This window comes from Acidovorax sp. HMWF018, from assembly GCF_003061035.1.
GTDB classification, from domain to species: Bacteria; Pseudomonadota; Gammaproteobacteria; order Burkholderiales; family Burkholderiaceae_C; genus Acidovorax; species Acidovorax delafieldii.
In genome coordinates, this window is sequence record NZ_QAIM01000570.1 from 1 (window position 1) to 16,095 (window position 16,095).

14 protein-coding genes are annotated in these 16,095 nt (G+C 61.0%); 6 read left to right on the forward strand and 8 right to left on the reverse strand.

Going from position 1 to position 16,095, the window contains the following annotated elements; translation table 11 throughout:
- Positions 1-343 precede the first annotated feature (343 nt).
- From DBR23_RS24420 to DBR23_RS24440, 5 genes are read left to right on the forward strand one after another with little or no spacing between them, the layout of a single operon-like run.
- On the forward strand, positions 344-1,306 hold the full coding sequence (locus DBR23_RS24420; RefSeq protein ID WP_108499846.1) for a chromate resistance protein ChrB domain-containing protein: 963 nt from the start codon (positions 344-346) through the stop codon (positions 1,304-1,306).
- A gap of 24 nt (positions 1,307-1,330) precedes the next feature.
- The gene (locus tag DBR23_RS24425) at positions 1,331-2,533 is read left to right on the forward strand and encodes a chromate transporter (RefSeq protein ID WP_056642905.1); all 1,203 of its coding nucleotides are present in this window, start codon (positions 1,331-1,333) and stop codon (positions 2,531-2,533) included.
- A gap of 25 nt (positions 2,534-2,558) precedes the next feature.
- The gene (locus DBR23_RS24430; protein WP_056642933.1) at positions 2,559-3,479 is read left to right on the forward strand and encodes a Fe-Mn family superoxide dismutase; all 921 of its coding nucleotides are present in this window, start codon (positions 2,559-2,561) and stop codon (positions 3,477-3,479) included.
- The gene (locus DBR23_RS24435) at positions 3,476-3,946 is read left to right on the forward strand and encodes a chromate resistance protein ChrB domain-containing protein (RefSeq protein WP_108499847.1); all 471 of its coding nucleotides are present in this window, start codon (positions 3,476-3,478) and stop codon (positions 3,944-3,946) included. The genes DBR23_RS24430 and DBR23_RS24435 overlap by 4 nt, the downstream gene beginning before the upstream one ends.
- Positions 3,943-4,356: a hypothetical protein gene (locus tag DBR23_RS24440; protein ID WP_233250714.1), complete on the forward strand. Its 414-nt coding sequence runs from the start codon at positions 3,943-3,945 to the stop codon at positions 4,354-4,356. Before DBR23_RS24435 ends, DBR23_RS24440 begins: the two co-directional genes overlap by 4 nt.
- 1,003 nt (positions 4,357-5,359) lie before the next feature.
- Here DBR23_RS24440 and fliQ read toward each other — a convergent pair.
- The 8 genes from fliQ to DBR23_RS24480 all read right to left on the reverse strand — a co-directional run bounded on the left by fliQ (position 5,360) and on the right by DBR23_RS24480 (position 14,482).
- Positions 5,360-5,629 (reverse strand): flagellar biosynthesis protein FliQ, encoded by a 270-nt coding sequence (gene fliQ / locus DBR23_RS24445; RefSeq protein WP_108499849.1) that lies wholly within the window; start codon positions 5,627-5,629, stop codon positions 5,360-5,362.
- Positions 5,630-5,709: 80 nt separating this feature from the next.
- Entirely contained in the window at positions 5,710-7,593 is a 1,884-nt protein-coding gene (locus DBR23_RS24450) for a cation-translocating P-type ATPase (protein WP_108499850.1), read from the reverse strand.
- A gap of 109 nt (positions 7,594-7,702) precedes the next feature.
- Complete coding sequence (locus tag DBR23_RS24455; RefSeq protein ID WP_108499851.1) at positions 7,703-8,950, reverse strand: TolC family protein; 1,248 nt, start codon at positions 8,948-8,950, stop codon at positions 7,703-7,705.
- The gene (locus DBR23_RS24460; protein WP_108499852.1) at positions 8,947-9,249 is read right to left on the reverse strand and encodes a DUF3240 family protein; all 303 of its coding nucleotides are present in this window, start codon (positions 9,247-9,249) and stop codon (positions 8,947-8,949) included. The genes DBR23_RS24455 and DBR23_RS24460 overlap by 4 nt, the downstream gene beginning before the upstream one ends.
- Positions 9,242-12,349 carry an efflux RND transporter permease subunit gene (locus DBR23_RS24465; RefSeq protein ID WP_108499853.1) on the reverse strand — a complete coding sequence of 1,036 codons (3,108 nt, stop codon included), beginning with the start codon at positions 12,347-12,349 and terminating at the stop codon, positions 9,242-9,244. Before DBR23_RS24465 ends, DBR23_RS24460 begins: the two co-directional genes overlap by 8 nt.
- Before the next feature lies 1 nt (position 12,350).
- Positions 12,351-13,340 (reverse strand): efflux RND transporter periplasmic adaptor subunit, encoded by a 990-nt coding sequence (locus tag DBR23_RS24470; RefSeq protein ID WP_233250715.1) that lies wholly within the window; start codon positions 13,338-13,340, stop codon positions 12,351-12,353.
- A 209-nt stretch (positions 13,341-13,549) separates the two neighbouring features.
- Positions 13,550-13,966 (reverse strand): hypothetical protein, encoded by a 417-nt coding sequence (locus DBR23_RS24475; protein ID WP_146191435.1) that lies wholly within the window; start codon positions 13,964-13,966, stop codon positions 13,550-13,552.
- A gap of 177 nt (positions 13,967-14,143) precedes the next feature.
- Positions 14,144-14,482, reverse strand: coding sequence for a DUF4148 domain-containing protein (locus tag DBR23_RS24480; RefSeq protein WP_108499857.1), 339 nt, complete (start codon positions 14,480-14,482; stop codon positions 14,144-14,146).
- A 262-nt stretch (positions 14,483-14,744) separates the two neighbouring features.
- Between DBR23_RS24480 and DBR23_RS24485 the strand changes: the two genes are divergently transcribed.
- Positions 14,745-16,079 carry a heavy metal sensor histidine kinase gene (locus tag DBR23_RS24485; protein WP_108499856.1) on the forward strand — a complete coding sequence of 445 codons (1,335 nt, stop codon included), beginning with the start codon at positions 14,745-14,747 and terminating at the stop codon, positions 16,077-16,079.
- Positions 16,080-16,095 lie beyond the last annotated feature (16 nt).

Genomic DNA, 16,095 nt, shown 5'->3' on the forward strand with positions numbered 1-16,095 from the left:
GAGCACTACCTCGTCAAACAACTCCAGCCCATTGCTGATGCGATTCTTCAGCCGTTGGGAGACAGCTTTGCGGCATTGACGAGTGCGCAGAAGGTGCTGTTCTAGGGGATACCGGCGCTCGGCCTGGTCGATTCCGAATGATGGAGCTAGCCGACCAGCAGAAGGGGGTCAGCTTGGCAGCGTTTGCGGTCGTTACCGCTCCGCCTCTGAATGCGTAGTTTGTGTATAGAAGCGGCCATTCTGCTGACCCCGCAAGTAGTGAAGCGAGCAGCCAATCCATTCGAGGTTATGTAGAGATCGCTACATTGTTGCAGCATTCGTGACGGCTCGCTAAGCTGCCGTCATGTCTCTCACCTCTGACACTTGGCTGGCTTTCGTCGTCAGCCTCCCATCCGCGGCGGCCACAGCGCGCATGCGGATCTGGCGTGCCGTCAAGGCACAGGGCTGTGCCGCCTTGCGCGACGGCACCTATCTGCTGCCCGCACAGGCGGAGCAGGCTGCGCAGCTACAAACCCTGGCCGACGAGGCCCTGCAAGAAGGCGGGCAAGCTTGGCTGCTGCGTGTTCAAGCGAAGGACATGGCTGAGCAAGCAGCCTACCAAGCGCTGTTTGATCGAACGGCCGACTACGCACCCTGGCTTGAAGAGTTGGCGCAAGCGCGCCAGCTTATTTCCTCGCTATCTGCCGCTGAGCTGCAACGTCTGCAGCGTCGGCACGCGCGCACCTACGAGGCCATCCGCAAGATCGACTTCTTTCCGGGTGAATCCTCCATCCGTGCCGAAGCCCAATGGCGGGACTTCACGAACGCGGTCGAAGCCATCCAGTCACCCGGCGAACCCCAGGCCGCAGCGGGCCGCATTGCCCGGCGTGACCGCATGCAGTACCAGGGGCGCCTGTGGGCAACACGCCGCCATCTCTGGGTAGATCGCGTGGCAAGTGCTTGGCTCATCCAACGCTTCATTGACCCCGCTGCGCGCTTTGTGTGGCTGGACTTGCCCGCCGACTGTCCTGCTGATGCGCTGGGTTTCGATTTCGACGGAGCGACTTTCTCCCACGTTGGCGACCGGGTGACGTTTGAGGTGCTGATGGCGAGCTTTGGTCTGGACGGAGATCGCGGCCTCCAGCGCCTGGGGGCCATGGTGCATGCCCTGGACGTGGGAGGCACTGCCACACCCGAAGCCAGCGGCTTCGAGGCCGTGCTGGCCGGTGCACGCAAGCGCTGGCCGGACGACGACGCACTGTTGGCTGACGTGGGCGGGGTGCTGGATTCGCTCCATGCCCATTTCTCGACCCTTCGTAAGCCTTAGTACCTCACCACCTCAGGAATGAACATGAACGATCTCAAAATAACGGCCGCGCCCGATGACGGCGCGGAAACTGTTCCAAGCTACACGCTGTGGCAACTGGTGCTCTACATGTTGCGCCTGGGCACACTGGGCTTTGGCGGCCCGGTGGCACTGGTCGGCTATATGTACCGTGATCTGGTGGAGCAACGCGGCTGGATTTCGGATGCTGACTACAAGGAAGGCATGGCCCTGGCCCAGCTCATGCCGGGCCCCTTGGCCGCCCAGTTGGCCATCTATCTCGGGTATGTGCATTTCCGCCTGTGGGGCGCGACGCTGGTTGGGCTGGCGTTTGTGCTGCCGTCCTTTGTGATGGTGGTTGCACTGGGTGTCGCCTACAAAGCCTATGGCGGCATCTCCTGGATGCAAGCTGTTTTCTATGGCGTTGGGGCATCTGTCATCGGCATCATTGCCCTGAGTGCCTACAAGCTAACGACCAAGAGCGTGGGCAAGGACAGACTGCTGTGGGCCATCTACCTGCTCAGCGCAGGCATGACCATCGTCACTCAGTCCGAAGTGATCTGGGTCTTTCTCGGCGCGGGTTTGCTGGTGTGGGCCGTGCGCGGCCCGTTGAAGCGAACCGGCGGCCAACTGCACAGCATGGCGTGGGCGGCACCAATCGCTGCAGCCCTCAGCCTGGAGAACCTCGACTGGCACAAGCTGGGACAGATCGCTGCCTACTTCACCTATGCGGGCGCGTTCGTCTTCGGTAGCGGCCTGGCCATCGTGCCGTTCCTCTATGGCGGCGTGGTCAAGGAGTACGCATGGCTCACGGATCGCCAGTTCGTGGACGCCGTGGCCGTGGCCATGATTACCCCAGGTCCGGTCGTTATCACCACCGGGTTCATCGGCTTCCTGACCAGCGGCTTCTGGGGCGCGGTCGTCACGGCAGCAGCGACTTTTCTGCCCTGTTATCTGCTCACAGTGATCCCTGCGCCGTACTTTAAGAAGCACGGCAAGCATCCCGGCGTGGTCGCTTTCGTGGATGGCGTCACCGCCGCCGCCGTCGGTGCCATTGCAGGGGCCGTAGTCGTATTGGGCCAGCGGTCCATCGTTGATCTACCCACTGCAGCACTGTTTTTCGCCACCGCAGCGGTTCTGTGGCGGTTCAAGAAGCTGCCCGAGCCTGTGGTGGTGCTTGCCGCAGCCTTGATCGGCCTGGCCGTCTATCCGCTGGTTGCCCACGTCTGACACTGACCATTTGATGGAGAACATCATGAATTACCAACTCCGCCCGCTGACGCTGAACCCCGATCAACTCTCTGGCCTGTCGAGCCGCCTGATCACCAGCCACCACGAAAACAACTACGCGGGTGCCGTCAAGCGCCTGAACGCCGTACGGAGCGAACTCGCAGCGCTGGACTGGAGTGCCGCAGCCACCTTCACCATTAACGGTCTCAAGCGCGAGGAGTTGATCGCCGCCAACTCGGCCTTCCTGCACGAGCTGTATTTCGACAACCTAGGAGGCAACGGCGTGCTGCCTTCCTGTGGCTTATCCATTGCGTTCACCCGGGACTTTGGCTCCGTCGAGGCTTGGCGCAGCCAATTCACCGGGTTGGCCAAGGCCATGGGCGGTGGATCGGGATGGGCACTGCTCTCCTGGTCTTCCCGCGAAAGCCGCCTCATCAACCACTGGGCTGCCGACCACACGCACCTCTTGGCCGGCGCCACGCCCGTGCTGGCGCTGGACATGTACGAGCATGCTTACCACCTGGACTTCGGTGCCAAGGCGGGCGCCTATGTGGATGCCTTCATGGCCAACATCCCGTGGGACAAGGTCTACAAGCGCTACGGGGCGGCCGTCGAGGCGGATGCCCTGACGTTTAGCATCGAGACGGGCGCTGCGCTGGCCGGTGCGCCGGGCACGCTTGATGTGCGCCGCGAGGAGGATTATTTGCAGAGCGGCCAGGTCATTCCGGGGGCATCCTGGCGCGATCCATCGCGGGTACACGAGTGGAGCCAGGAGCTCGATGCATCGAAGCCGGTGCTGCTGTACTGCCTGCGAGGCAAGGACATTGGCCGCTCCACTGTCCTGGCGCTGCGCGCACGCGGTCTTGATGCACGCTACATCGCGGGCGGCATCGAGGCCTGGCGAGCCGCTGGCCTGCCTCTGGAAGCTCAAAGAGGTGCTGCATGAAATGGGTCACTCGTGAGCGTCCCAAGATCGACCGCATTGCCTGCCCATGGCTGATTGCCCGGTTCATCGACCAGGCGCCAGAATTTCTCTATGTGCCTGCAACCTCCGTGCTTCAGGTGGCCCAAGAGACCGGAGCGATACCCTACGACGTGCCGGGCGTGGAAATGACCCATGAGGGGGATCTGTGCAGCTTTGACGCTTTTCTCAAGAAGTACGACCTCACTGATGCTGCCTTGCAGCAACTGGCCGTGATCGTGCGGGGCGCAGACACCTCCAGGCTGGATCTGGCGCCGCAGTCTGCGGGCCTCTATGCGTTGTCGCTCGGCCTGTCCAAGACTTTCAGCGACGACCACGAGATGCTCGGACATGGCATGGTGATGTACGACGCCCTGTACGCCTGGTGCAAATCCTGCCAGGAGGAACCGCACAACTGGCCTCCCCAGATGGGACCGGTGGGCTCTGCATGAGCGTGCCGTTCAATGGAATGAATGCGCTCCCGAGACGCTGTCTGCGCAGCACCTTGATACTCCTGGCGTACGCTATAGCGCTGGCCGGGGCTTCGACTGCACAGTCTGGGGAACGCAAGCTCTCTGGGCCGCAGATTCGCACAGCCATTTCAGGGAAGGAAGTGAGCGATGGGCGGCATTGGAGCCACTACTACCTTACAAACGGCCAGCTAGAACGCGCGGAGAACGGCAGAAGCCGGTCAGGGAACTGGAACGTCATCGGCGATCAACTGTGCCTGCTGTTGCCCGAGGTCAGCAAGAAGGAGCCCATCTGCTTTGACGTGATGCAGATCGAAGGAGAGTTGCAGTACCGTGATGAGCGCTCGGTCGTTTACCAGGGTGCAGTGCGACCTCGGTCTACCAAGCGCTGACCGAGTGCCATTGCTCAAATGGATGCTGAGGGATAGACACAAGACTGCGAACTGCGGGAGCTTGGCGCTACACCACGAATGACATTGCATTGGGGTGCCTAGCTCTCTGCCTCGAAAGCTCTATCCAGAGTTAACCTGACGAGACCCCGGATCTCAATTGAGGTGCACGTGGATGGACCGCATCCATGCAACTCGCGACGTTGACATACACAGCATCGCCAACCTTCAGTTCCGTGCCTTGCGGCACGACCACAGTCCACCATCGGGCATGGCCGACTTGCCTCCAACGAACGCGAGCGAGAAGATCAGTTGTTCGCATCGGGGCTTCAGTGCTGCAGGATTGGCGGTAGCGCGATTTGAGGTGATCCGAGTCGCCAACAGCTTCCACCACCCCCTCTCTCCATCCTTCCCTCCATGGAAGGCGCCCCTCGTAGACAGGGGTGGTGGCGCAAGCCGAAAGGACCATGGCCAGCATGGGCGTTGCGATGCGAATATACGAGTATTGAATTTCAACTCTCCTTAGAAATGTTCGACAACAGATTTGTGCTCTCCACGAGCGAGGCTTGCGTTTCCGAGACCGAGGTCGTTCTCTGTCTCTGGGCAGCGCCAATTGGCGACTTCTGAGGCGTTTGGCCAATCTCCGGCTGAACTTGATCCGCTTGTCTTTCTCAGGATGGAGCTTGAACCACAGGCTCCTGATCTGCCAAACCACAACGGCAATGGCAATGGCAAGCATGCCGCCATCACCCAGACCATCTTTCCGGGCCGTGAAGGCATGATCAGCACAGGCATTGTTGATCGCCGGCTTGAGGCTCAGGTGCAGCTACAAGGAACAGCGCCATGCAGAACGACAGCGCATGCAAAGACCATTGACCCATTTGGTCTACAGAGCGACACCGATCCACGAAAGCGCCGAGGAACACAACCGGCCAGCGCATACATGGGAGCGCCCCACGCACAATGCGCTTGCGTCGCTGCACAGCAGTCACCCAAAAGCGGCATCTCATCCCACCGCCTTTGGAATCGATATCAGCACCTCGCGCAGATAGTCGACAAGAGTGCTCAAAATCCATGGCCCGGCAAGCGTCAGCGCGATGATCGCTGCCACCAGTTTGGGGATGAACGACAACGTCGCTTCGTTGATCTGAGTCACCGCCTGGAAGATGCTCACCACCAGGCCAACCACCAGCACCACGAGAACGATAGGGGCCGTGATCATCAACAGCAACTGCAGCCCGGTCTGGCCTGCCGTGAGAACTTGTTGTGCTTCCATGACTGGACATCCTTCAAGCTGAATGGTCTGCGCACTGGCAAGCGCACACAGCGCGCGCCCCAGCTTCGAAACGCCCGCCTCTATGCACCACTGATCCTTACCTTGAGCAACTTGACCGAGTTGAGAAAAACGAGGATGTCGGGTCCAAGATGGATGATTGCCGCCTGTATCGGGCCGATCCACCCAAGCAGCGCTGCGGTGATGCCCAGCACGTGCACAACGCCGACGCCCACAAACAGGTTCTCTTGCACCGTGCGGTAGGCCTTGCGGGCGATGGCGCGGGCTGCGGCAATCTTTGCAAGGTCATCCGTCATCAGCGCAACATCGGCGGCTTCCAGTGCCGCTTGCGTACCTGCGCCGCCCATCGCGATTCCGACGTCGGCCCTGGCCAAGGCGGGTGCATCATTGACGCCATCGCCCACCATGGCGACCCTGTGGCCTTGGCTTTGGAACTCAGCGATGGCTTTGACCTTGTCCGCCGGCATGAGATCGGCTCGAACCTCATCGATGCCAAGCTGATCGGCAATTGCCTTGGCCGTGGCTGCGTTGTCTCCAGTCAGCATGACGGTCCGCTGGATGCCGTTCGCCTTGAGGTGTGACAGCGCGGCCTTGGCCCCTGGCCGCAAGGTGTCCGCGATGAAGAGAATCCCCGCGAACTTGCCATCGATGGCGACATGCACCGGAGTTCGGCCGTCCGTTTCAGATGCAGTGGAGCTGACATCAACACCGTTCTCTCGCAACAAGGCCGAGTTCCCCACCAGCACTGCATGACCTTCTGCAGTGGCTCGCACACCACGGCCTTGCAACTGCTCGAAGGAGGTGGGCTCCGGAACCGCCAGGATCCTTTGCGCAGCTGCCTGCACAACTGCCTTGGCGAGTGGGTGTGCTGAGCGTCGGTCAGCCGCGGCAGCCAGTCGCAGCAAATTGTCTTCATCAAACGCCGGGTCCACACACATCACCTGCACCACTTCGGGAAGATTTGCGGTGAGCGTGCCAGTCTTGTCGAAGACCATGACGTCGACCTTTGCCAGACTCTCCAGATAGATGCCGCCCTTGATGAGAATGCCCGATCGTGCCGCTCGTGCAATGGCCGCAATCATCACCAACGGCGTCGCCAGCCCCAGCTCAGCAGGCGACGTGAAAATCAACAGCGTGACGATGGTTCGCACGTCCTGTGTGACCAGGTACACGCCGATCAGGAAAATGAAGACGACAGGGATGAGCCAGCCCGCCACCTTGTCTGCCAGTTTCTGCACAGGGGCTTGCTCGGCCTCGGCGTTTTCCACCAAGGCGATGATGCGAGAGAAGGTCGTATCGGCACCCAGTTGCTCCACCAGGACATCCAACGCGCCAGAGTCGACGAGCGTTCCGGCAAAAACTTGGCTGCCCATGGCCTTGTCCTTGGGCACGCTCTCGCCGGTAATGGTAGCTTCGTTGACCGAGCCTTGGCCGCTGAGCACTCTGCCGTCGACCGGGATTTTTTCCCCGGGGCGCACAAGCACAATGTCGCCCACCCTCAGCGTGCTGACAGGCACCGTCTCCTCACCCTGCGCGGTGCGCAGCAGCGCAGTCTGGGGCACCGAGCCAATCAGCGACTTGATGGATGCCCGTGCACGATCTGTGTTCAGCTCGGCGATGAATTCGGCAATCAGGATGATGACCATCAGCACTGCACCGGCCAATGCTTCTCCGCCGAAGACTGCAACCAGCGTCGCCACGGTGACAAAAATTTCCGTACCAATCTTGCGTTCGCGTACCAGGTCATTCACGCCTGTTTTGACAAGCGGGTACAGACCGATGGCAATCGCGACCCAAAGGATCTCGACCGCTACCAAACTCCGCCAAAAGAGCAGTGCAATAAATCCGGTGACTGCAATGCGTGCGACCTCCACCCACCGCTCATGTGTCATCAGAGCTTTGAGATTCGAGGCGGCAGGCTGTTGATCGGCTGGAACTGTTGTCATGGTTATTCCTCCGTTGATGTGGGTCCGCATACCACCGCGAACGGTGGCAACGTCTCTACTGCGCCTTCAGCGCAGCGCCCGGCACTCACGCACCAGGCGCTGGGAAGGCTCAGTCGTCGTCCAAGCCCCAGACCAGGTGGGCATCGATCATCAGCCGGCTTTGCGCGCGCAATGCTTCGACGCGTGCCTGCTCGGCAGCCATGGTGGCGTCCAGAGCCTGTTTGCGGGCCAGCAACAGGCCTTGCAAGTCCACCTCTCCCAAGGTGTACGCACGCTGGGTGAGACGGGCACTGCTTTGCGTGGAGGCCAAGCCCTGCGAGGTCAGGCGCCAGCGCTCGAAGCTCCCTGTGGCATCGATGTAAGTACCACCGACTTCAATCTCCAGAGCGCGGCGCTTGCCATCCAGCCTGGCGCGCGCGGCCTCGGCCTCCTGCAAGGCTTGCAGCATCCGCTCATTGCGATAGGTACCGCTCAAAGGAATGCTGACGCTCACGCCGTAGATCCGCTCGCTGCGTCTCGCTTCGGAGGCAACGAAGACGCCCACGGTGGGGTCAGGCGTCTTGTCGGCACGCATGCGATCTGCCAAGAGCGCTGCCTTGCGCGCCTGTGCCTCGGCCATGCGCACCGGATCGCTCTCTGCCAGGATCCGCTCGCGCCACTGCTCCTGCGGGGTTTCCAATGGCTGAGGGTCGGCCACCAGTTGCGGCAGGTCTGTGATGAGAGGAAAGCGTGCGCGCAACGTGGCTTGGGCTTTGGCCTCAGCCGTCGTCGCGGCACTGAGCTGGCGGTCCATCTCGATCATGTCGGTCGTCGCCAGGTTGACGTCCAATACGGATGCGTCACCGGCCTTGCGGCGGCTTTCCACAGCTTTGAGGTTCTCCTGCGCAAAGCCCCTTTGCTCAGCGATCACCTCCTTGATGCGGCGTGCGGCGATGACATCCATCCACAGGTCGGAGAGCGCTCGCGCTGATTCGTGGATGGCCTCCCCGATCTGGGCTTTGGCGATGTCGATGTCGGCGTTCCCGATATCTCCATCCAGCCGGGCCTTGCCGGCAACGCGCCACCCGCGTTCGATACCAGCTTCCCACTCGTTGGAGCGTCCTCCCGCGTCGTACCTGCGGCTCTGCACGGTCGCACGCGTAGTCCACTCATGCGATCCCACACGCAACGCTGCAGCACCGTGCCCTGCCGCCGCCAGTGCGCGGCGCGCCTCCAGCACAGCAGGATCCTGATCAATTGCCTGCCGCACCAATGGGGTAGGCAGCAACTCGGGCGCCGATCCATTCACCCACGCCCCTGCTGGCAGCGACAACGTCATCAACGCGGTCGATCCCGCGATGGCAATCCACTGTTTCATTCAACTACCCCTTCAACACTCAATTCGCAGGCCCAGAAGCACACACCCGTTCCCTTGAACTTCTGATGCACCATCTCCAGGGTCTGCTTCAATTGCTCTTCGGTCACGATCAGCTGGATCTGCATGGACGCGCTGCGCCCCATGACCTGTTCCACGCCAGAGAGGCGCCCATGCGGGGTTCCATGGCTGAAGGTGGCCGTGCTGGTGAACACCTGGTCCGGAACGGACGTCAACAGGGCATCCAGCAGCTTTTCCGCGATGTCGGGACCGCATACCAGTGAAAGACAGTGCTTAGGCATTTGCGGCCTCCGGGGTGGTTGCTTCGATCTGCTTGGGCTTCGCGTGTGCAAAGCGCAGGTAGAGAATGGGCAAGAGAATGAGCGTCAGCGCAGTGGCGGTGATGAGGCCACCGATCACCACAATGGCCAGAGGCCGCTGGATCTCGGAGCCCGGTCCCGAAGCGAACAGCAGCGGAATGAGACCGAACGCCGTGATGGCTGCAGTCATAAGCACTGGCCGCAGTCTTCGGCGTGCACCCTGTGTCACGCAGTCCACCAGAGACATGCCTTCGGCATGCAACTGGTTGAAGTAGCTGACCAGCACCACCCCATTGAGCACGGCGATGCCCAGCAGCGCAATGAAGCCGACCGACGCGGGCACGGACAGGTATTCCCCAGTCAGCCACAGCGCAAAGATGCCGCCCACCAGCGCAAACGGAATGTTGCTGAGCACCAGCAAGGCTTGCCGCACCGATCCGAAGGTGGAGAACAGCACCAGGAAGATCACGCCGAGGGACAGGGGGATCACCAGCGTCAGGCGTGCTGCCGCGCGCTGCTGGTTCTCGAACTGGCCGCCCCAGGTGATGCGGTAGCCGGTGGGCAACTGCACAGCCTGGCCGATCTTGGCCTTGGCCTCCTCGACGAAGCCCACGAGGTCGCGGCCCGTCACGTTGGCGATCACGACGCTGTAGCGGCTGCCCATTTCCCGGTCGATCTTGACCGGTCCGCTGTCGCGCTCCAGCGTTGCAAGCTCCTGCAGAGGAACGCTCTGGCCATCGGGAGTCGTGATCGTGAGCGCTGCGAACTCGGAAGGAGACACCTTCACGCCATCTGCTCCGCGCAAAACAATAGGGATGCGGCGGTTGCCGTCGATCACCGTACCAGCGCGTTGCCCTTCAATCTGCACCCTGAGCGCATCCTGCACGTTCTCGACCGACAGGCCGAAACGCCCTACGGCCACGCGGTTGACCACAACGCGCAGGTACTGCACGCCATCGTTCTCCACTGTATACACGTCCTGGTTGCCGGGCACTTGCTTCATCAGGCCTTCGATCTGGCCGGCCAGCTCGTTGAGCTTGTCGAGGTCGGGACCGAACACCTTGATGGCGATGTCGCCCCGTACCCCGATGATCATTTCCGAGACACGCATGTCGATGGGCTGTGTGAAGCTGTAGCTGATGCCAGGCAGCTGGTCCAGCACGCCGCGGATCTTCTCGATCAGCTCTTCCTTGTTGGCAAACTTCCATTCAGCACGTGGCTTCAAGATCAGAAATGTGTCTGTCTGGTTCAAGCCCATCGGATCCAGGCCGATCTCGTCGGACCCCGCCCGCGCCACCACACCCGTGATCTCGGGGATCTCCTTCATCAGCGCCTGGTGGATCTTCAGGTCTAGCGCGGCCGTTTCCTCCAGGCTCACAGAAGGCAGCTTCTCAATACCGACGATGATGTCGCCCTCATCCATCTGCGGCATGAAGGTCTTGCCCACAAACGAGTACACGACAGCAGCAGCCACCAGCATCAGACAGGCCACCACATAAACCACCCGCTCGCGGCGCAGTGCGAACGCCAGCGCTGGCTCGTAGGCCTTGAGCAGCTTGCGCGGCAGCCACGGTTCGTGGTGCGCCACCTTGGTGAGCAGAAAGGACGACAGCACCGGGATGATCGTCAGCGAGAGCACCAGCGAGCTGGCCAGCGCGAAGACGATGCTCATGGCAACCGGCACGAAGAACTTGCCTTCCAGCCCTTGCAACGTGAGCAGAGGCAGGAACACCAGCACGATGATCAGGATGCCCGCGGCCACGGGTGCCGCCACCTCGCGTACCGCCCGGAAGATGATATGCAGCCGCGGCAGCTTGCCTTTGGACTCATCTTCAGCCTGGTGCTGCACGATGTTTTCCACCACCACCACGGCGGCGTCGACCAGCATGCCCAATGCAATGGCCAGGCCACCCAGGCTCATGAGGTTCGCTGACATGCCCGCAGCACGCATCAACAGGAAGGTCGCCAGTGCGGACAGGGGCAGGACGACTGCCACCGCCACAGCGGCACGGACGTTGCCCAGAAACGCTCCCAGCAGCACCAGAACCAGTACCGTTGCTTCCATCAGGGCGCTGGACACCGTGCCCACCGCCTTCTCGACGAGTTGTGCGCGGTTGTAGAAGACCTTCAGTTCGACGCCAGCAGGCAGGGTGGGCTTGATGTCCTCGATCTTGCGGGTCACACCTTCGACCACCTTCTGGGCATTGGCGCCGGCCAATCCCAGCACCAGGCCCTGAACCGCCTCAGCCTTGCCATCCTTGGTGACCACACCGTAGCGTGTCACGCTGCCATCGCGCACTTGCGCCACATCCTGCAGGCGCACGCTGCCGCCCTTGTCGTTCTTGACGACGATGGACATCAAGTCATCCTTGGTGCGAATGCTGCCCTCGCTGCGGACCAACAGCACTTCATCACCTTCGCCGAGCCGGCCCGCACCATCGTTGCGGTTGTTGGCTTCGATCGCTTCCTTGACCTTTGTGACAGACAACCCCATGGCTGCCATGCGCACGGAATCCAGCACGACCTCGAAGCTGTGCACCTTGCCACCCAGCGCGTTCACGTCAGCGACACCAGGCACAGAGCGCAACGCAGGCCGGATCACCCAGTCCAGCAGGCTACGGCGCTCCTCCAGTGTCATGGTCGGCGCCTCCACCGTGAACATGAACATCTCGCCCAGCGGAGTTGTGACAGGTGCCATGCCGCCCGAGATGCCCGGCGGAAGGTCGGCGCTGATGTTGGCCAAGCGTTCGGACACTTGCTGGCGGGCCCAGTAGATGTCAGTGCCGTCTTCGAAGTCGACGGTGACGTCCACCAGACCGTACTTGGTGACAGAGCGCAGGATCCGCTGCTTGGGGATACCGAGCATCTCCACCTCGATGGGGATGGCTACACGGCTCTCGATTTCTCCGGGCGTCATGCCTGGAGCTTTCATGATGATCTTCACCTGTGTGCTGGACACATCAGGGAAGGCGTCGATGGGCAGGTTCTTGAACGAGAACCAGCCCGCGCCCGCTAGCAGGGCGCCAGCGAGCAGCACGAACAGCCGCTGCGCCAAGGCAAATTGAACAAGGCGTGCCAGCATCTCAATTGCTCCCGCCCTTGCCCTGCCATGCTGCCTTCAGCGCGATCACGGACGCAGTGGCGATCTCCTGCCCAGCCTGCAGCCCGCCGGTGACACGCATGGTTTGGCCAGCGCTCGCGAGCACCGAGACTGGCGTGGCGACAAAGCCCTTTTCCGTACGGACGAAGACATAGGCCTTGTCTCCTTGGCGCACCACCGACTGCAGCGGCACGGTCCAACCCTCGCTCCCGCCAGAGAAGGGAACCTGCACCTGCAAGATCTCGCCTGGACGCAGCTGCTCGGCGCCCTTGGTGACTACGGCCTTGAGGACAAGGATCTGGTTGTCGCTGACGGTCGGGCCCACGCTGAGGGCCTCGCCCTGAACACCATCGCGTCCGACCACGGTGATGGCCGACCCTTTCACGGTTGCAACCTGGGCGGTGCGGGCTGATGGAATCTGGATATCCAGGCCCAGCTTGCTGGGGTTAGCGATGCGCATCAGCAAGTCAGCCTGCTGTACACGCTGACCGGGCTTGACGGACAGGTCAGCAACAAGCCCCGCTCCCTTGGCCCGCACCGTGACGCTCGTCTCCACACTACCGCCATCGGCGATGCTGCGGATCCGCGCGTTGTCCAGGCCAGCCAAGCGGAGTGCAGCTTCGGCCTGCCGCTTACGGGCTGCGTCCTGGGCGGCAGTGGCTTCAGCCTCCTGTACACGGCGCTCGGGAATGATCCCTTCCGAAAAGAGCTGGCGCTCGCGCTGCAAGGCCTTCTGGGACAGGCGGCTGCTGGAGCTCACCTCCATCAGCTTGAGCTGCAACTCACCCAGTTCCGGGCTGATCAAGCGCATCAGCGGCTGACCGGCTTTCACAGCATCGTTCTCAGCGACCAGCAGCTGGTCAACTACGCCTGCAAGCGGTGCGCTGGCAATCTGCTCCTGTCCGGGAGCGAGCACCACGCGGGCAGAGTAGGTCTGGCCTGACGTATCGCTGGATTTTTCAAGGCGTTGCACTTGCACGCCCAGGGACTGCATCTGCGCAGCACTGACGGGAAACTCGTCAGCCGCCAAAGCCGCTATGGGCGACGCGATCAGACAAGGAAAGGCGAAAACAGCCAGGCGCCCAAGCGCCAGCCGGGAAAAACGGTACAGCATCGAAAACTCCACGAAAGACAGCACCCCGCGATACGGGCGCAGTCAGGAAAAGCGAAAGAAGGGGCTTTTCAGGCGTGGAGCGGAGGCGCACGGCCTCCCGGGGGCAAACTTCGGAACGAAGGATAGATGGGGGCCACATACGCTGGCCAGGTGTGCGGCTCTTCGCTTTGCGCGAAATCGAAAATCTCAGCAAACGCGACATAAAGCGCAAAGGCTTGTGTGGCCGCGCTCAGTTGGCCAGACGATGCCTGAAGTTGCACCGCCATGGTGGCATGTGCAAACAGAGCGAGGTTGTCGCCATCGTCAACATGCAGCATGCCTGCGGATGCACCATCTTTCACGGCACCAATCCATGAGGCGTCAATGCCTGAGTCGTGGTGGTGTTGATGCAACGGCGAGGCGATCTGGTCCCATGACAAAACCAGTACCAAAATCCATTTAGCAATCCACCACGCGTGCGCCAGAGAGACCGAAAATCGGCTCACTTGGACTGGGTCTTTGCACGTGAGGGAAGGCATAGGGGGCCGTGTGTGTAGCGGCATCCATTATGCCTCAGCCGTTGAAAATTTTGATGTCTGCTTTCAGGACAATTTGGTGTAGCTAGAGCACCGTTCCAGTGAACCAATGCCGCCTGGCTTGCGCTCAAGCTATCCGTACACTGTTCAGCTGCCAGCTCCGTACATCTCCTGACGGTACTGCCGTTCGGACTCGGTCATCGTCAGGTATTCCTGCTGCACCTGCTCACGCGTCTTGGTTGGGCCCGTCAGCTTCATCGGCAACGGCGCACCCCGCGACATGATGGCCAAGGTGCCATCCTTGCGCGCAGCCTCGACGGCCTGCAGCACCTCCCCCCGGGACTTGGTGCTCTGCTGGTGTTCCGGGTGAGTCGTGTACCCGATTTCACCGCCAGTCGGGTGATACAAGGAAGAAGCCGACACCAGTCCAGGTGCCGCCACCGCGATAAAAGCCAGAGAAAGAAGAAAGGATTTGCGAGAGTACATGGTGATGTCCTTCTGGTTGGAGATGAACCGCGGCAACTTGCCTCGGCTATGTCTTTTGACATGGCACCCACTGTAGAAATCGAACTGCGACAGCCCCCCAACGTCCGGATTACAAATTTGTAATCGGCAACTCGCCCGCTCTCTCAGAAAATCTATTGATGACCAATCCGCTTGTCGAACAGCCTGTCTCTGGAATCGGCCGCCCGATCCATTGGCAACCCACAATGCATCTGCCTCTTACTAGAACAGCTGGACGGCGGGCATGAATCGCCTCGTTCGACCTAGCTCCCTGCGACAACGTCTGACCTGGTGGCTCGCGTTGCAAAGCTTTGCCGGCCTAGGCTTGGTCTGTCTGGCTGTGTATGTAGTGACCGAGGCTAACTTTCATGAGCGACAGGACGAGACGCTCGCCCAGAAGGAGGCAGTGGTCCGCCACATGCTGACCGATGGCAAGGAGCACAAGAACCTGGACAATTTGTCTCACGGGCTCAGTGATTTTCTGGTCGGCCACGGGGATCTCTCGCTTCAAGTGGAAGACCCATCCGGCGCCGTTCTATTTTCTGATACACGGAATCAGAATAAACGCACAGTGCTGCGTCACCGCTTGTTCGATGTGGGCCAGGTTGCCGGGCCAGACACTAAAGTAATGCGCGTGCAACTGTCGTTAGATATCCAGGCCGACAATCTTCTTTTGTATCGACTTCGTCTCACGCTCTTTTTTGCGGCAGTAGGTGGCGCAGTCATCATCACGCTAGGCGGCGTCTTCCTGGTCAAGTTGGGCTTGGCTCCAGTGGATCACTTGGCAGAGCAGACCCGTTCGCTCTCGGTGCACAACTTGCATCACCGCCTGGATGGAATAGGCCAACCACTTGAACTGGTTCCTCTGGTTGAACAGTTCAACAGCCTGCTGTCGCGCATCGAAAAGGCCTATACCCAGATGGAGGGATTCAATGCGGACGTGTCCCACGAGCTGTGCACCCCGTTGGCCACGCTCACGACAAGCAATGAACTCGCTCTCAGAAATTCCAAGGATGCGGACACTCGCGACGTGCTGGCATCCAACCTCGAAGAACTGCAGCGCATGACGGGCATCGTCAACGACATGTTGTTCCTGTCACAGGCTGATCGCGGTGTTAGCGCGCGCAGGGCGTACATCGGCAGTTTGGCGCAGGTCGCCAGCGACGTTCTTGACTACCATGAAGCCGCGCTGGCTGAAGCAGAAGTAACAGCCGTGATCCGTGGCGATGCCACAGGGACTTTTGACGGGCCTCTGTTACGGCGCGCAGTATCCAATCTGCTGGGCAACGCAACACGCTATGCCACAAGAGGCTCCGAGGTACGGATCTGCATCGATCCTCAGACCGACGGCCGTGTTGCCATCAGCGTGGAGAACCAGGGGGCACCAGTTGATCCCATTGATCTCCCTCATTTTTTCGACCGCTTCTTTCGCGGAGATCGTTCACGCACGCACGCGCAGACCAATCACGGGCTGGGTCTCGCCATCGTCGGAGCCATTGCCCGCATGCATGCGGGAAAGCCATTCGCCACATCAAAGAACGGAATTACCCGCGTTGGAATCGATGTTACTAGCCGCTGAGGCAAAGCAAGCTGGA

Bases quoted from the DNA above. Each gene is read 5' to 3' on its own strand.
- DBR23_RS24480 (WP_108499857.1), bottom strand. From the start codon at position 14,482: ATGTACTCTCGCAAATCCTTTCTTCTTTCTCTGGCTTTTATCGCGGTG.
- DBR23_RS24440 (WP_233250714.1), top strand. From the start codon at position 3,943: ATGAGCGTGCCGTTCAATGGAATGAATGCGCTCCCGAGACGCTGTCTG.
- DBR23_RS24465 (WP_108499853.1), bottom strand. From the start codon at position 12,349: ATGCTGGCACGCCTTGTTCAATTTGCCTTGGCGCAGCGGCTGTTCGTG.
- DBR23_RS24455 (WP_108499851.1), bottom strand. From the start codon at position 8,950: ATGAAACAGTGGATTGCCATCGCGGGATCGACCGCGTTGATGACGTTG.
- DBR23_RS24485 (WP_108499856.1), top strand. From the start codon at position 14,745: ATGAATCGCCTCGTTCGACCTAGCTCCCTGCGACAACGTCTGACCTGG.
- DBR23_RS24420 (WP_108499846.1), top strand. From the start codon at position 344: ATGTCTCTCACCTCTGACACTTGGCTGGCTTTCGTCGTCAGCCTCCCA.
- DBR23_RS24435 (WP_108499847.1), top strand. From the start codon at position 3,476: ATGAAATGGGTCACTCGTGAGCGTCCCAAGATCGACCGCATTGCCTGC.
- fliQ (WP_108499849.1), bottom strand. From the start codon at position 5,629: ATGGAAGCACAACAAGTTCTCACGGCAGGCCAGACCGGGCTGCAGTTG.
- DBR23_RS24425 (WP_056642905.1), top strand. From the start codon at position 1,331: ATGAACGATCTCAAAATAACGGCCGCGCCCGATGACGGCGCGGAAACT.
- DBR23_RS24460 (WP_108499852.1), bottom strand. From the start codon at position 9,249: ATGCCTAAGCACTGTCTTTCACTGGTATGCGGTCCCGACATCGCGGAA.
- DBR23_RS24430 (WP_056642933.1), top strand. From the start codon at position 2,559: ATGAATTACCAACTCCGCCCGCTGACGCTGAACCCCGATCAACTCTCT.
- DBR23_RS24450 (WP_108499850.1), bottom strand. From the start codon at position 7,593: ATGACAACAGTTCCAGCCGATCAACAGCCTGCCGCCTCGAATCTCAAA.